Raw genomic sequence first — 14,968 nt, forward strand, 5'->3', positions numbered from 1 at the left:
CGTTTTCAGGCACTCTCCCCTGTCGTTGTCGCTCGCATGAAATAGAACAACCAGCCGATCATCAAAGCGGCCATGCAGGCGAAGCCCCATGTCATGGCGCGGATGGTCTGGATGTAGGAGATGGGCGGCGCTGCCGCGAACATCAGAATGGCGAACACCACGGCGCCGACGATCGAGCACAGCAAGAGGGCACCTGGCCGTGCGGCCGCCCTGAAGCCCGTCCGCAGGCACATGGTCAGCCCGAAGATCGCGGGCGCATAGAAGAAAGGGGAAAAATCCATTCCCTTGTAGTTCGGGCCGAATGCCAGAACGACGAGGCGGGGCCCCAGCAGGCCCAGCAAGACGCCGACTCCTTCGGCAATCACGAACCCGAGCAGCACGAACTTGATGAAATCGCGGAAGGCTTTTTTTCTTCCTTCGGAATTCCAGTTCGCCGCCAATTGCGGAAGCAGGTAGTAGCCAAGCGCCGACAGCACGTACTGCATCGGCAGCAGGAAGGTGATGTAGATCTTGAGCAAGCCACCCTGCTCGGAGTCTGCCGAGGACCCAAGCAGCAGGATGGCCCCTCCCGTCATGATCCAGCTCATGAACTGGGAGAGGCTGGCTTTCCAGCCATAAGCCATCGATTCGCCGACCGTCAGCCCTTGCGCATTCTTCGCTGCCGGGAGCGGAAGCATCACGTTCCCCGCATTCCTGAGCACCAGAAAAAGAAACGGGACCTGGATGATGGAAATCAGCAGCAGGGCTTCCATCCACGTCGCGGGCTTTTCGGCTTTCAGGATGGCGACATATCCCACGCCGACCAGCACACCGGTAACGCACAGAATCCCGTACCGCCGCCCAGTGAGCAGGAGGCTGCGCGAGATCCAGAAGATCTCGTAGCCGAGGATCAGGGCCACGCCCACCCAGTGCAGCTGCCCGGGAAAAGCCGCCACCTGCCAGGCCGCGTACCCCAGAAGAGAAAAAAGAACCACCAGGGCCCATGAGAGCCACGCCGCGGATCGATGCGCGTAGTAGCGCTTGATCAGCAAGGGCTCATGCACCATGGCCATGTGCAGGATGTATTGAAAGCTGCTCACCGCCAGGAATGCGGAGGCAACGCCGAAATCCGAAGGCGAAAGCACGCGGGCCAGCGCAAAGCTCAGCAGCAGTTGGCTCGCGCTGTATATGCATTGGTCTGCAACGGCGTAGATCGGACCACCAAGACGTTTTCCGAGTCCGGACAGATGCTTCATCCCGTTCAGTCCGATATGGACAGCAAAACGGGATTGGCAGTCGCCTTCACAGAAAAGCTCCCGCCCGACGGGTTTCCGCAACTGCCTTCACGCATCTGGGGGAAGAAGTCGACGCGCGTGCATTTCTTGCCGCTGCCTGCGGGGACCGACACGGTTTGTTCGGGGCCCTGCGTCCAGACCACGTGCAGCAAAGACTCGCCGCGACGCAGCACCAGTTGGCTCATGCCCTTGGCATCCTGGTACGACACCTTCTGGGAGTGCCTGGCGATCTTGAGAAACTCGGTCAGCGCGGAGTAGGCCTCTTTCTTTTCCCCGGCTTTGGACTTGATTCCGAAGTTGTCTTCCTTCGAAAAGTAAGACTGGCCCCTGTCGCGCCACGAGTAGAGGTTCAGGAGCTTGATGCCTGCGGCGGCATTGATCAGGTACTCCCTGAAGATCAGCGAAGCCTGTGCGTTGCGGTCGCGAACCGGCATGTACGAGGCGTAGCCCCATTCCGAAGCGACGATGCCGGTCTTCTTCAGTTGCCGCTGGTCCAGTTGCGCACGCAGCTTCTGGTAGTCGGCCAGCGCCGTTTCGGGAACCGAGCGGTATGGATGAATCGAGATGTCCGTCAGGCAGTCGGTCCTGGCGGCCGAGACAAAGGCATCCTCCAGCTCCGAAGGAACCTTGCCTCCGGCGAAGGGCAGCTTCGCGAAGCCGTATCCGATGACGATGTTCGGCTGGATCTTTTGCTGCGCCAGCTTGTTGCACAGCTCCGACGAGGCAGTCCCGAAGTTCGAAAGAAGGTTGGGCTGCAGGAAGGTCTTGTTGTCCGGCTCGTTCCATATCTCCCAGACGGCGACATCTGTGGTGTGCGCCTTCATGAAGTCGCTCGCAAAGTCCGCGAACATGGTTTCCTTGCTGCGGCTGCCACCACGCAGGTCCGAGGGCTCGTGTCCCCAGATCTCGCGGCCGCCGAACAACGTGACGATGGCTTCGAGCCTGGCCTTGCGCACGCGCTGGATCAGGCCCGGGTAGTCGATCAAATTGGGGTTGACGCTTTTCAGCGGAGGCCGCACGCCGAACCGCACGAATTCGAAACCGGCCGCACGTATTTCATGCAGGTCGTCGTCCGTGATGGTCGCGGGATCGATCTGCACGCTCAGCGCAACCGGGTACTCCGAGGTCAAGCCGTCGATGCCTCGGGCATTGGCCGTGCTGATCGACGCTGCAATGAACAGCAGGGTGCCCAGCAGCCCGACGAGGCCTCGGGCAAAGAATCCAGAAATCTTCATGGCAGGACCGACTCCTTGTACAGATCGACGATGGCGGTGTTCATTCGCTGCGAAGTGAACTTCTCTTCGAAGATCTTTCGCCCGGTCTGTCCCATCTGCCGCAGGGTTTCATTGGGGATGCCGTCGATTTCCCGCAGCATCTGGTCCATCTGCTCCAGGGAAAAGAGCCGGCCGCTCCTGTCGTCTTCAACGATGTCGACGAGGCCGCCCACAGCGGATGCAAAAACCGCCTTGCTCCTCGCCATGGCTTCGACAGCAACGAGCCCGAAGCCTTCCCATCTCGACGGAACGATGATGGCGTCGCAGTCCTGGTAGACGGCGTCCAGCTCGTCTTTTTCCAGCCAGCCCTTGAACTCGACCCGATCGGACTTGGGAAGAAAAAGGTCATTCCGCACGGCCTCGCCGACGACGATCAGCTTGAAATTCGGCTTCACCCTGTTGTACGAGTCGAGCAGGACGTCGATTCCCTTTTGCCGGTCCAGGCGGCCGACGAACAGGACTTTTCGCTGGCTGCGTTCGGCTTCATCAGGCAGCAATTGACTCGGCAGCCTGGGGCTGACGGAGTCGATCCCGTTGGGAATGCATGTGCATCGCCTGATGCCGGATTTCGACGCGATCCTGACCTCATGGCGGCTGATGCAGATGATGGCGTCGCTGCGCGAGGAAAGCAGTCGCTCGATCCAGCGATAGGCCGACTTCTTGTAGCGGGACGCAGCCTGATCGAATGCCCAGCCGTGGGAGCAATAGACGATCTTCACTTCGCTGGGTATCTGCCCGAGCATGGCCATGACCCGGACGATGCCCCCGGCAATCGAGCTGTGCAGGTGGAGCACGGAAGGGCGCTCCGACTCGATGATCTTCTTCACGCGCGCGGCGTAGCCAACCAGGGACAGGGGGCTGCGGGCGGTGGGCACCACGTGTGCGCTCTCGGGGTTCAGCCAATCGACCGTTCCGGGCAATATGAACTTCACCTGGCTGATTTCCGGAGAGTTCTTCTGGAAATTCGAAACGATCCGAAGATAGGTTTCCAACCCGCCCTTGAGCGTTTCGGCAACGTGCAGTACTTTCATGGAGATTCGCTCCTCAGATCAATGCGTGGGTTCCGGCGATGACTTCGGTCTTCAATTCGTCGAGTCTTCTGCGGTCGGCATTTTTTTCGTTGAGCAGATTCAGTACGGAGGCCTTCAGCTCTTCCCGGCGCGGCGACAGGCCGAACAAATACTGGGTTCGGTCCGTCAGCTGGAAAAAGGACTCGACCTTCTTGTCCCAATTCATCCCGATGGAGGGAATGTTCAGGCTGTAGGCGACGATGTTTGCGTGCAGCCGGTGCGCTGCAATGCACGAGCAGGCGCTGATCAACGCAACAAGATCGTCAGGGCGCTTCGGAACGACGAACGAGAAGCCCGGTGCGGCTGCCCGCGAAGAAGAAATCTCGGCAAGGATCTTGTTGTCCTCCGCCGCGCCGTTCGTGAAATACAGCACCCGCGCGCCTTCCGCCTGCAATGCTTCGGCCAGGCCCGAGAAGAATTCTGCGGACCCGCTGGTGCGCGTGTCGCCATATTCGGAATTCATCACCAGCGCATCGAGGCTGCTGACGCAGATTCCCACGTCCCACTTCTTGTCCGGGGAGAGCTCTTCCGAAAAGGCGCTCGCGCAAACCAGCGCGGGGTCGGGAACGACCTTGATCTCGCTGCGCGGGATGTCGAAGAACGCGTGCAGGTTGTTCGCCGAGTCCACATCGCGCGTCGCGTAGAAAACGGGGGCGGCGTTCCTGAGGAATTTCTTGACCAGAAATTTCCCCCAGAACGACCATTTGGCCGTGACGCCAACCGAGACCACCGCGACCTTCTTGCCGCGAAGCAACCTGCTCAGCAGAAACAGCTTGGCGGGAAAGTTCAGCGCCACGTCGCAGAACAGCTGGCCACCGCCGATGAGGACCAGATCCGCATCGTTGACCGCGACGCTCCATTGCCTGCGCCAGCCCAGGAGGTAGTTCTTGAGGCAATACGCGAAAACGATTGCCGATCGCAGCAGGGACGGCATCTTCTGGAAGATTTCGAACGCGCCGCCGCCACGCAGATTCGATTCGCCGAACGCGACGCGGCCAGCGATGTCGAGGAACTCCACCTTCGCCTCCGGATATTTCAAGCCGGCGATGTGAGCCAGCGACGCCGCGATGACCCCGTCACCCAGGTTGTCGCTGTACGGCACCGCACAAATCAGGATTTTTTTCATCTGGAGACTGCTTTGTTCTCGGAAACTTTGATGGCAATGAGGTAGAGCATTACGGAGGTCAAATGCCTGGTGAAGCTGCCGAGATCTGGTTCGAATATCAATTGCACAAGAATGTGCGCTATGAAAAGGCTGCCGAAAAACCGCGGCTCGAATCGATCCGGGTCGCGTTTGGACTTTCGCCGCGCCCTGTACAAAATGATCAGCATGGCTGCGATCATCAATTGCATGAACGCGTCGCTCGCAGTCTGAAAATAAAGAACCGGCGTGATCAGCACCGTCGCGGCATAGACGTAATTGACCAGGAATCCGGGGCCGGTGGCGGGAGACGCAATATTGGTAAAGGCCGTTCTGTTGTCGCTGCCGATCTGTTCCGCGTAGGCATTCGAGGTATCTCGCGGCGATTGAAGCGTCTGCAAAATGCTGGAAGGCGCCGCCATGATCGCTCCGACGACCACGATGGCGGCCAGAATGTGATATTTAAAAGGGCGCCGCCACAGGTAATAGACCATGAAAAACACACCGACAATCAGCAAATAATATTGCCGTACGAAGACCCCGTAGATTGCGTAAAGAAAAAGAAAGGCGCCGACGGTAAGTACTTTCGACGTTCGAAAATAGATGGTCGAAACGGTGATGAACATGGTCATGATGAGCACGACCGTCTCCTTGGACGGCGCAAACATGTTCAGCATGATGCAAGGCGCAATCAGCAGCAGCCTGGCGAAAAAGTCACCAGCCTTGCGAACGTTGTGAGTCGCGAAAAACAAAAATATGACGCTCACGCCGCAGGTGAAAACGTCCAGGTTGTCGACCCCGATAATGGCGAACAGCGCGGCGGTGACAGCGAACGAGTTGTCCATGTCGCCCGTGCCGCCGTAATTGAGGATCTCGATGATCTTTGCCGAGTCCACGCTCCATTTCTCGGGAAGCATTTCCCTGAAATACGCGTAGATGATCGTGTACACGAGCACGATCAGTATTCCGGCAATCGAGAATTGATTGAAGCGGCGCGTGCTTCTTCTTCTCACCGCCGGTCCCGGAATGGCGTGGCTCATCCGCATGTGGATTCCAATCCAATCATTTCGAAAGCGAAGGAAAATCTGTCCGGCCGGCCCGGCCGGAGCCGATCATCCGGGACCGATGAAATTCATCGGGACCCGTGACCGGCAGCAACCACCCAGATGGTTCTGAAGAAGATGTCCACGTCCTTCCCGACGGAAAGGGTCTCGACATACCTCACGTCCAACGCAACGCGTGCGTTGTAGGTCAGCTGATTGCGACCGCTGACCTGCCACAGGCCCGTGATCCCCGGGCGGACAGCGCAGTAGTGCGACCAGTTCTGGCCGTAGAGCTCCTTCTGCTCGAGCATGCAGGGGCGGGGGCCGATGAGGCTCATGTCGCCCGTCAGCACGTTCCAGAATTGCGGCAGTTCGTCCAGGCTGGTCTTGCGGATGAATTTGCCGAAACGCGTGATCCGTGGATCGTCGTCCAGCTTTTGGTATTCATCCCATTGGCGGCGTGCCTCCGGATTGCTTTTCAGATGCTCCTCGAGCACCTGGGCCGAGTTGGCGATCATCGAGCGGAACTTGTAGAACCTGAATATTCGCCCATCTTTTCCGTAGCGCGACTGGTAATACAGGACCGGAGATCCGGAGCTGATCAGCACGAAGAGGCCGATCAGCACGAAGAGCCAGCCGAATGCCGCAAAAAAGAACAGCGCGGCGGCAATGTCTACCGACCGTTTCCCGATCCGCAGTACGGCCGGATGATGAATTCCGGTTTGCGAGCCGCCTCGGGACATTTCGCCGCTTGCGTCCGAAATATTCCAGCCTTGCGGTACCAGCGATTCTTCAGGGTGGAGATTTCCCATGGGATTTCTCCGCCCGGATTTGAAGCGCGACAAGATTTCTCGTCGAAATGATTTCATTTTTGACGCACCTTTCCTCACGCAGGCAAAAGCCTGCATGTCCTCTGTTATGGCCTTGGTTTTTTGGCCGAGACGACCCGCACAAATGCCTCGTAGGATCTGCAATGCAGAAACTATTGCGCGGCCAAATGACTCGATGAAGGCAATACGAATGGACTAATTGCCATTTGTAGTGCCTTATTACTCCGAATACTAATTGAGTATTTAATCAATGAGTCAGGGCGAAATCCCGGCTCATGATTTTGAATTTAACTCCAATTTTCACGGTCTAGGTGGAATCCCTGTTGGTATTGTATGTATATTGTAAATGCTTGTAAGCACCATATTTGTAACTCCCGCTGCCAGCGTGGCGGCGAGTTAGATCAATAGCATTCAGAATTACGCCATTTACCGTGCGACCTGCATGCGCAAGTCTTCTGACGCTCTCATTCAATTCGCCGAGCTGGGTTTTTTCGGCACGTGCAACGAGTAGCAAAGTGCTCGCAAGCGGGGCGACCGATGCGGTATCTGCGGCAACGAGAACCGGGGCCGTGTCGATGATGACGAGGTCGTATAGCGGAGATAACTTTTCCAGTACCTGGGCAAAGGAATCGCTCGTCAGCAGCTCGGCCGGATTGGGCGGAAGCACACCCGTGGTAATGATGTCCAGATTCGGCAGGGCCGACGGGCGAATCGCTTTCTCGAGGTCGAGCGTGCCGGCGATCAATTCGGACAGGCCGGAAGACCGCTGGATCGAAAGGAATTGATTCACGCGGCCCTTGCGCAAGTCCGCGTCGATCAGCAGAACCTTCTTGCCGGTTGCCGCGGTGATCGCCGCGAAGTTGACCGAGATGAAGGTCTTGCCCACGCCAGGCGTCGCGCCGGAGATGAGAAGGCGGTTGTTGGTCGCTTCCAGCATGGCGAACTGCAGCGCGGTGCGAAGGCTGCGCAGGCTTTCCACCGCGGGGTCTTCGGGGAACAGGTGCGCCAGGACATGCTTGCCGACGACCTTGTTCTCGATGTTCCTCTCGACCGTGCGCTGGGCGGCGCTCAGCGGAATGCTGCTGTAGACGTTGAGCCCGGTGTGGCTTTCGATCTCTCCCGGATTGCGGATGCCGCCGAAGAACGAGTTCCTTGCAATCGCGGCGCCGATGCCGGCAGCCAGCCCCAGGATCACAGCCAGCGCGATGACCAGGGGCCGCTTGGGCCACACCGGTTCTTCCGGAACGATGGCGTCGTCCAGCAGGCGCACGTTGCCCACCTTGCCTTCCTTGGCCAGCCGCATCTGCAGCGAGCTGTTGAGAAGCGATACGTACAGGTCGGTGTTCACCTTGATGTCGCGCTGCATGCGAACGGTGTTCTGCTGCAGCTCCGGCATCTTGCGGATGCGTGCATCGACGGTTGCGAGCGCGCTTTTCCATGCGGCGACCTGGGTGTCCAGCGTCTGGACGGCGGGATGCTCGCTCGTGAAGCGCGCCGTGAGCTCGCGCCGCTTCTGTTCGGCCTCGAGCAGCTTGGACTGCAGGTCGATGGTCTGGGTCAGCGCGTTCTTTGCCTCGTCGTCGAGACTGACCGTGCCGTTCTGGTTTCTGTAGCGGTTGTAGATGTCTTCGGACTGCTCCAGCTGCTTCTTGAACTGGGGCAGCGCGCCGTCCAGGAAGCCCAGCGTCTTCTCGGCCTCGGCTGCCTTGCGCTCCATGTTCTGGCGAACGTAGAGGCGACCGATTTCGTTGAGCAGCTGCGTCAGCTTTTCTGCGTCGCCGCTTCTCCAGCTGACATCGAGCACGCCCGACTGCTTGCCTTTTTCCACGACCTTCAGGTTGTCCTGCAGCGCCAGGAGCGTGAGCTGCGTTGAAGACCGCACGAGCTGGAACTGCGCGCCCGGCTTCGCGTTGATGCTGCTGACCAGCAGGCTCACGCTTCCGTTCGGAACGCCGGGAACGTTCGCTACCAGCAAGGTGCCGATGGAGCCCTTCATCGGCGTGTCGATGTCGGGGTTGCTCAGCTCGTACTGCCCGTCGGCCCCGAGGGTCAGCGTGAACGGCTTCTCCTCGAAATCAGCGGGAACGTCGAACCTCGGAACGAGGATGCTCTCGGTGCCCGTCACGTAGCCCGAAAGCCCCATGAAGCCGGGGTCCGACAGCTCGGTGGCGCGGCGGGCAAGCCAGCTGCCCACGATGGGGGCATACCGCGGCCGTGCGCTGATGTAGAGCTTGGTGTTCTCCACGGCCTTGCCGAGGATGGCGCGCGAGCGAAGGATTTCGATCTCGCCCGCGGCCGGCGTCTTCACGCTCAGCAGCGAGGAGGCGGCATCGCCCAGGAAGCTGCCTGCGGAGTTGCCGGAATCTTCCACCTGCACCGCGACGTTGGCTTCGTAAAGGGGTTTGCCGAGGAAGGCATAGGCCGCGCCCAGGAGCACGGTCACGGCAACGATGGCCGCGACGAGCCAGCGGTGGTCGATCAGGATGTCCAGGTACTCGGCCAGGTTGATGCCGTCGCCGTCCTCTTCCAGCGCTTGCATCGGCATCGGCGCGGCTTGCGGGGGTGCGTTCATGTAGGTTGCTGCTCGGGTTTTGTGATTTTCAGAATGCGGTCGATCCATGTCCGGACGCCGGCATCGATCAGGGCCAGGGCGTGCTCGAACGCCGCCTCGTCTTTTCCATACGGGTCGGGCACGTCCTGCGCGACCGAGAACTCGGCAATGCGGAAGACCTTGCCGCGCACGAAGGGGTAGGTCGATTCGAGATGGCGGCGCTGCTCCCGGTCCATCACCAGGATCAAGTCGGCCTGCCGGCACAGCATCTGGCTCACCTGCTGCGCGACGTGGTCCGAGATGTCGATGCCGCGCTTTCGCATGAGCGCCTGCGCCATCGGGTCGGCCGGCTTGCCGACGAGCGCGCCGGTGCCCGCGGAGAACACGCGCAGATGCGGCAATCCCGCGGCAAGCAGGCCTTCCGCCATCGGGCTTCGGCAGATGTTGCCGATGCAGACTGTCAGTACGGATCTCATCGGTGGTTCATGTAGACCTGGTCGCTGTAGTAGAGCGCCTGGGTCGCCGGCAGGATCAGGCTGGCCACCCGGCTCCAGGTGGCCAGCGGCACCGAGTCGATGTAGACCACGTCGCGCGGCTGCAGCGGAAAGCGCTCGGCCAGCGCCAGCGCGGCGGGGTTCTTCGCATTCAGGTGGAAGACCGACGGCGAGCCCTTCGTGTTGTTGGCGTTGTTGCGCACGACGTAGATCTGCCCCGTGTTCGCCGTGCCCAGGCTTGCGCTGCCGGCCTCGCCCAGCGCCTCGTTGAGGGTGAGCCTGCCGTTGTGCATGGTCAGCGCCGAGGGCTTGGCGACTTCGCCCATCACGAACACCTTGCTCTCGTCGCGGTTGCGCACCTGCACCACGTCGCCGTTCTGCAGCGGGATCTTGCTGGCGTTGCTGCCCAGGTCCTGCAGCTTGGGCAGGTCGATGAGCGTGGTCTTGTCGCCGCGTGTCAGCGTGATGAACGAACGGTCGCCGCTGGACGTGATGCCGCCGGCCCGGTTGAGCGCTTCGGACAGCGTCATCGGAACGTCGGTGAAGAGCTGCAGCCCCGGCGTGCGCACTTCGCCTTCCACGAATGCACGGCGGCTTCTGAAGGACTGGATGCGCACCGTCACCTGCGGGTCCTTGATGTAGCGCGCGATGCGCTTGGCGATCACGTCGGACGCCTCGATCTCGGTCAGGCCCTGCATCTGGACCCGGCCGATGTACGGAAAACTGATCTGCCCGTTGGCCCCGACGATGAAGCCCGGCGCCACGCTGATGCCCGTGGGGTCCGTCTGCTGGGAAATCACGGCGCCGGCGTTGGGCAGCAGCTCGGGGTGGTCGTAGACGATGACGCCCACGACGTCGCCCGGGCCGATCGTGTAGACCGGGGCTTCGCCGAACAGGGCCTTCACGTCGGGCGGAATCGCCGCCGGCTGCGCCTCGGCCATCGCGCGGATGAGGCTCGGCGAGATGGGGACGAGCGCCTCCTGCGGCGTGCCGTCGGCAGCAAGAGATGGCGCCGGACTCTGATCGGGCTCGTAAGCCACCACGGAGCCAAAGCCCGGTGCGCAGCCCTGAAGCATCAACGCGCCGGCCAAGGCGGCACTCCACCCCATCAGGTACAGGTAGCGTGTCAAATGGAACTCCATTGCGAACTTGGTTTTTTCAACAACTGCGATTCATATGCAAAGCCCGAGCCCGATTTGCGCCGGTAATTCTTTTTATTACCAAGACGCTTTTCCGGCTTGACCGGAGATTTATCGGGAGAGCAATGAAAAAGAAATTGTCGCTGCCTTCGCAGCAGCCCTATTTCGTGGAGTAGACGCAAAAGGCGTGTCCATTCGTGGTGCGACCACGCCGGGGGCAGGGTTATCCCTTGCTTCCCCTTCCGGAGACCCTTTTTCATTGGGAAGCGAGGGGGCAAACGGCTGGTCAGGATGCCGTCAGCCGAAATGGAAAATGCAACTTATTAATTACCCCATTGATACGGGAAATCGTGGCTCTCGAACCACAGAGGCCACCCGCATAGGGTTTTTGACATTGCGTTCTACTTTGTAAGCAATTGTCAACTGAGTAGGACGTAGCCGACAAATCGTGGGCTATGAGCTTCAGTTCGTCCAGTTTTAGCGTCGAGCAATGACGCGGGAGGGTACCTAGTCGGCCGCTGCCCAAGGTGAACTGGCGGTAGGATTTTTGAATTACTTTCGAATTCCTTGCCCTCCGCCGGGGCCAGGAGCACCAAGACCGTGCGAAATCTGCCCAGGAAATCGATGAATGATTTCAGGCTAATTGCCGATTCAATTCGGAGGAAATGCGATTTGCGACAGCCTGATTGACACTTTTGTAGTGTTTTTTATTTGCATCATTCGGGAGCCGAAGGATGTTTCAGATTTCAATCAATGAAACTGTGCCTGGCTCATCGCGAGGCCGGGCAAATCAGAAAAAAGAGTTCAGATCCGGCCGTGCCGACGCCGTGGCAGGTGAGATCGAAAAAACAAATTGCACCAATTCCCTGCCAAATTGAATGCGAATGTGTCAGGCGAAAAGGCTCAAAGCCTATTGCTCACGGTCGTCGCCGGGGTGGCCGAGCTGGTTCTTGGCCGAGCGCACGCCCCGCAAGACAAGGTACAGAGCGCCGCCGCCAACCAGCAGAAAGCCGGCCACAGCCAGGCCGCCCATGCCGAAGGCCCACCACCAGAACAGGCCGCTGATGGGCAGCAGCACCAAGGCCACCAGAAGTTCGATGAAGATCAAGCGCATCTATCTGTCTCCCCCTTCGCTCAAGCACGCATATAGCCTTGTTGGTGTGTAAGAAATCGCTACGTGCATTCGAATGGCGAGAGGATAGCCCAAGAAGAAAAAAGGGTGTACAGGGTTCTGCAGACGCTGCATTTGCAGTCTGCGGACCGAACCTGTGCGCCGCCTGACCTTGGATCCCGGTGCGCTGCGCCGGCGCTCAGTAAAGCCCGAGTTGCCGCGTTCTCAGGCGTGCCAGCCCCAGCAGCGCGTCGGTGAAGGGCGTTGCCACTGCCGTCAGCTCGCCCAGTTCGCGCACCACCGTTACAAGCGCATCGAGCTCCACCGAACGCCCGGCTTCCACGTCCTGCAGCATCGAGGTCTTGAACGCCCCGAGCTTCATGGTGATGGCGTGCCGGTCTTCCGGGCTCTGCGTGATCTCGATGCCGATGCGCCGCCCGATCTCCTTGGCCTCCAGCATCACCGCCGAGATGAAGCCGCGCACGTAGTCGTCGCCCATGATCAGGTCGGTGGTGCAGCCGGTGAGCGCGCTGATCGGGTTCACCGTCATGTTGCCCCACAGCTTGAACCACACGTCCTTCTGGATCTGCGGCGACAGCGTGGTGTCGATGCCCGTGCTCTTCAGCAGCTCGACCAGCTTCTGCACGCGCGGCGTGGCCTCGCCCGAAGGCTCGCCAACGATCAGCCCGTTGCCGAAGTGATGCCGCACCACGCCCGGCCCGTCGAGCGAGCAGCTCGCGTGCACCACGCAGCCGATCACGTTGCGCGACGGAATGGCCTTGGCAATGGCACCGTCGGGGTCCACCGCCGCGAGCCGGTGGCCCGTGATCTCGCCGCCGAAGCCGCCTTCGAGGAACCACCACGGCACGCCGTTCATCGCGACCAGCACGATGGTGTCGGCGCCGATCAGCGGCCCGATGCGTTCGGCAACGGCGGCCAGGGCCGGCGCCTTCACGGCGATGACCACCAGGTCCTGCACGCCGAGCGCCTCGGGGTCGGCCACGGCGTTGACGGGCACGCGCGTGCGCACCTCTCCACCCGTGCTGCCGCGCATCAGCGACAGGCCATCGCGCTGCAATGCCTCGAGCGTGGCGCCGCGTGCCACCACATTCAGGCGCTGGCCCGCTTGCGCGAGGCCGACGCCGATCCATCCGCCGATCGCGCCGGCGCCGTAAATACAAATCTTCATGGGGTCCGTCGCTTCAGGTTCAGTTGCGGTACGTAGGGTCGATGCGGTCCACCTGGCGGACGAGTGCATTGAACACATCCTGCCCGGCGCCGTGCTCGGGGCTGAACTGCAGCGCGTCGCGCGTGCAGCGCTGCGCGATCTCCTCGCTCACCGGAATGGCGGGGCCCATCGAGAAGGTCGCCATCTGGATCTCGCAGGCACGCTGCAGCGTCCACAAAATCGCAAAAGTCTGCGGCAGCGTCTGCCCCCAGGCCAGCAGGCCGTGGTTGCGCAGGATCACCGCATTGCGGTCGCCGATACTCTTGAGCAGGCGCGGGCCTTCATCGGCATGGATCGTGATGCCCTCGAAGTCGTGGTACGCCACCATGCCGTGCAGTTGCGCGGTATAGAAATTGGTCTGCTGCAGGCCGCCCTGCAGGCAGGCCACGGCCACGCCTGCGGTCGTGTGCGTATGCATCACGCAGTGCGCGCCGGGCAGGCCGTCGTGAATGGCCGCGTGCACCGTGAAGCCGGCCGGGTTCACCGGGTAGGTCGAGCCGTCGAGCACCTTGCCCTGCAAGTCGATCTTTACGAGATTGCTGGCCGTGACCTCGCTGTAGTGCAGGCCAAAGGGGTTGATGAGGAACTGCTTCTCGCCACCCGTCACGCTGTCGGGCAGCCGCACCGTGATGTGGTTGTAGATCATCTCGACCCAGCCCAGCATCGCGAACACGCGATAGCAGGCCGCGAGCTCTTCGCGCGCGGCGCGCTCGTCGGGATGGATCGAGGGATGGACCAGCGCCGACGTTGACGACGGCGCAGTGGTGGCGAGTGTGTTCATGGCAGTTCCTTCATGTGTTTCAACCTTCCGCGGTGAAGCCGACTTCCTTGACGATCGGCGCCCACTTGGCGGTGTCTTTCTTGAGCAGTTCGGTCAGCTCGGCCGGCGTGGAAGACATCGCTTCCAGTCCGAAGGTGCCGAGGCCGTCGATCACGTCCTTCTGCGCCAGCGCGTTCTTCATGGCCGTGTTCAGCTTCGCCACCAGTTCGGGCGAGGCCTTGGCCGGCAGGAAGAAGGCGAACCATTCGCTGTGGGCCATGTCCTTGATGCCCTGCTCGCCGAAGGTCGGCACGTCTGGCGCGAAGCGGCTGCGCTTGGAGCCCGACACGCCCAGGATGCGCACCTTGCCCGACAGCAGATGCTGCGTGATGTCGCCGATGGGCCCCGACACGGCCGAGATGTTGCTGCCCAGCAGGTCGAGCATGGCCGGCTGCGTGCCGCGATACGCCGCGTGCTTCAGTTCGACGCCGCCCTTCTGGCCCAGCAGTGCACCGATGAAGTGCGGCGTGGAGCCGGCAGCGGGCGAGCCGAAGTTGGCACCGGCCGGGTTGGCCTTGGCCCAGGCCAGGAACTCGGGCACGCTCTTCACGCTGGCCGGCACGGCCGGGCCCACGGCAAAGCCGAAGTCGAAGATGCAGGCCAGGCTCACCGGCGTGATGTCGACCATCGGGTCGTACGGCAGCTTCTTGTAGATGTGCGGGTAGATCGTGAGGATCGAGGTCGGCGTCTGCAGGATGGTGCTGCCGTCGGCCGGGCGGCTCTTCACGTAGCTCACGGCAATCTGGCCGCCCGCGCCGGTGCGGTTCTCGACCACCACGGTCTTCGCGTAGTCCGGGCTGAGCCTCGTCGCCAGGCGCCGGCAGGTGGTGTCCGACGTGCCGCCGGCCGCGAAGCCGGTGACGATGGTTGCGGTCTCGATGTTCATCGCTTGCGCGAAAACGTTCTGGCCAAGGCTGGCCATCAAGGCCGAGGCGCTGGTGGTCTGCAGGATCTGGCGGCGCGTGAAGCTCATGGTGTCTCTCTCCGGACGTT

Annotated in this window: 13 protein-coding genes; all 13 read right to left on the bottom strand. The window is 61.0% G+C overall.

What is annotated here, in order from left to right:
* Positions 1 to 5: 5 nt before the first annotated feature.
* The 13 genes from AC07O3_RS27180 to AC07O3_RS27240 all read right to left on the bottom strand — a co-directional run bounded on the left by AC07O3_RS27180 (position 6) and on the right by AC07O3_RS27240 (position 14,948).
* On the bottom strand, positions 6 to 1,235 hold the full coding sequence (locus AC07O3_RS27180; RefSeq protein WP_495340765.1) for a lipopolysaccharide biosynthesis protein: 1,230 nt from the start codon (positions 1,233 to 1,235) through the stop codon (positions 6 to 8).
* A gap of 5 nt (positions 1,236 to 1,240) precedes the next feature.
* Positions 1,241 to 2,509, bottom strand: a complete 1,269-nt coding sequence (locus tag AC07O3_RS27185; protein WP_495340766.1) for a hypothetical protein — start codon at positions 2,507 to 2,509, stop codon at positions 1,241 to 1,243.
* On the bottom strand, positions 2,506 to 3,579 hold the full coding sequence (locus AC07O3_RS27190) for a glycosyltransferase (RefSeq protein WP_093053288.1): 1,074 nt from the start codon (positions 3,577 to 3,579) through the stop codon (positions 2,506 to 2,508). Before AC07O3_RS27190 ends, AC07O3_RS27185 begins: the two co-directional genes overlap by 4 nt.
* A 13-nt stretch (positions 3,580 to 3,592) precedes the next feature.
* On the bottom strand, positions 3,593 to 4,744 hold the full coding sequence (locus AC07O3_RS27195; RefSeq protein WP_495340767.1) for a polysaccharide pyruvyl transferase family protein: 1,152 nt from the start codon (positions 4,742 to 4,744) through the stop codon (positions 3,593 to 3,595).
* Complete coding sequence (locus AC07O3_RS27200) at positions 4,741 to 5,799, bottom strand: hypothetical protein (protein WP_495340768.1); 1,059 nt, start codon at positions 5,797 to 5,799, stop codon at positions 4,741 to 4,743. The genes AC07O3_RS27195 and AC07O3_RS27200 overlap by 4 nt, the downstream gene beginning before the upstream one ends.
* A 92-nt stretch (positions 5,800 to 5,891) precedes the next feature.
* Positions 5,892 to 6,614, bottom strand: a complete 723-nt coding sequence (locus tag AC07O3_RS27205) for a sugar transferase (RefSeq protein WP_093053294.1) — start codon at positions 6,612 to 6,614, stop codon at positions 5,892 to 5,894.
* A 325-nt stretch (positions 6,615 to 6,939) separates the two neighbouring features.
* The gene (locus AC07O3_RS27210) at positions 6,940 to 9,204 is read right to left on the bottom strand and encodes a polysaccharide biosynthesis tyrosine autokinase (RefSeq protein WP_093053297.1); all 2,265 of its coding nucleotides are present in this window, start codon (positions 9,202 to 9,204) and stop codon (positions 6,940 to 6,942) included.
* Positions 9,201 to 9,659: a low molecular weight protein-tyrosine-phosphatase gene (locus AC07O3_RS27215; RefSeq protein WP_093053299.1), complete on the bottom strand. Its 459-nt coding sequence runs from the start codon at positions 9,657 to 9,659 to the stop codon at positions 9,201 to 9,203. Before AC07O3_RS27215 ends, AC07O3_RS27210 begins: the two co-directional genes overlap by 4 nt.
* Positions 9,656 to 10,819, bottom strand: a complete 1,164-nt coding sequence (locus tag AC07O3_RS27220) for a polysaccharide biosynthesis/export family protein (protein ID WP_093053301.1) — start codon at positions 10,817 to 10,819, stop codon at positions 9,656 to 9,658. The genes AC07O3_RS27215 and AC07O3_RS27220 overlap by 4 nt, the downstream gene beginning before the upstream one ends.
* Before the next feature lie 907 nt (positions 10,820 to 11,726).
* Complete coding sequence (locus AC07O3_RS27225; RefSeq protein WP_176928761.1) at positions 11,727 to 11,930, bottom strand: hypothetical protein; 204 nt, start codon at positions 11,928 to 11,930, stop codon at positions 11,727 to 11,729.
* A 196-nt stretch (positions 11,931 to 12,126) separates the two neighbouring features.
* Positions 12,127 to 13,116, bottom strand: a complete 990-nt coding sequence (locus AC07O3_RS27230; RefSeq protein ID WP_495340769.1) for a 2-dehydropantoate 2-reductase — start codon at positions 13,114 to 13,116, stop codon at positions 12,127 to 12,129.
* Between the two features lie 19 nt (positions 13,117 to 13,135).
* Complete coding sequence (locus AC07O3_RS27235) at positions 13,136 to 13,936, bottom strand: class II aldolase/adducin family protein (protein WP_495340770.1); 801 nt, start codon at positions 13,934 to 13,936, stop codon at positions 13,136 to 13,138.
* Positions 13,937 to 13,955: 19 nt separating this feature from the next.
* A complete protein-coding gene (locus tag AC07O3_RS27240) occupies positions 13,956 to 14,948 on the bottom strand; it encodes a Bug family tripartite tricarboxylate transporter substrate binding protein (protein ID WP_093175584.1) in 993 nt (330 codons plus the stop codon).
* Positions 14,949 to 14,968: the final 20 nt, after the last annotated feature.

It is taken from the genome of Variovorax sp. GW821-FHT09D05 (genome assembly GCF_059416325.1).

Bases quoted from the DNA above. Each gene is read 5' to 3' on its own strand.
- AC07O3_RS27190 (WP_093053288.1), bottom strand. From the start codon at position 3,579: ATGAAAGTACTGCACGTTGCCGAAACGCTCAAGGGCGGGTTGGAAACC.
- AC07O3_RS27195 (WP_495340767.1), bottom strand. From the start codon at position 4,744: ATGAAAAAAATCCTGATTTGTGCGGTGCCGTACAGCGACAACCTGGGT.
- AC07O3_RS27235 (WP_495340770.1), bottom strand. From the start codon at position 13,936: ATGAACACACTCGCCACCACTGCGCCGTCGTCAACGTCGGCGCTGGTC.
- AC07O3_RS27185 (WP_495340766.1), bottom strand. From the start codon at position 2,509: ATGAAGATTTCTGGATTCTTTGCCCGAGGCCTCGTCGGGCTGCTGGGC.
- AC07O3_RS27215 (WP_093053299.1), bottom strand. From the start codon at position 9,659: ATGAGATCCGTACTGACAGTCTGCATCGGCAACATCTGCCGAAGCCCG.
- AC07O3_RS27230 (WP_495340769.1), bottom strand. From the start codon at position 13,116: ATGAAGATTTGTATTTACGGCGCCGGCGCGATCGGCGGATGGATCGGC.
- AC07O3_RS27200 (WP_495340768.1), bottom strand. From the start codon at position 5,799: ATGAGCCACGCCATTCCGGGACCGGCGGTGAGAAGAAGAAGCACGCGC.
- AC07O3_RS27205 (WP_093053294.1), bottom strand. From the start codon at position 6,614: ATGGGAAATCTCCACCCTGAAGAATCGCTGGTACCGCAAGGCTGGAAT.
- AC07O3_RS27240 (WP_093175584.1), bottom strand. From the start codon at position 14,948: ATGAGCTTCACGCGCCGCCAGATCCTGCAGACCACCAGCGCCTCGGCC.
- AC07O3_RS27225 (WP_176928761.1), bottom strand. From the start codon at position 11,930: ATGCGCTTGATCTTCATCGAACTTCTGGTGGCCTTGGTGCTGCTGCCC.
- AC07O3_RS27220 (WP_093053301.1), bottom strand. From the start codon at position 10,819: ATGGAGTTCCATTTGACACGCTACCTGTACCTGATGGGGTGGAGTGCC.
- AC07O3_RS27180 (WP_495340765.1), bottom strand. From the start codon at position 1,235: ATGAAGCATCTGTCCGGACTCGGAAAACGTCTTGGTGGTCCGATCTAC.
- AC07O3_RS27210 (WP_093053297.1), bottom strand. From the start codon at position 9,204: ATGAACGCACCCCCGCAAGCCGCGCCGATGCCGATGCAAGCGCTGGAA.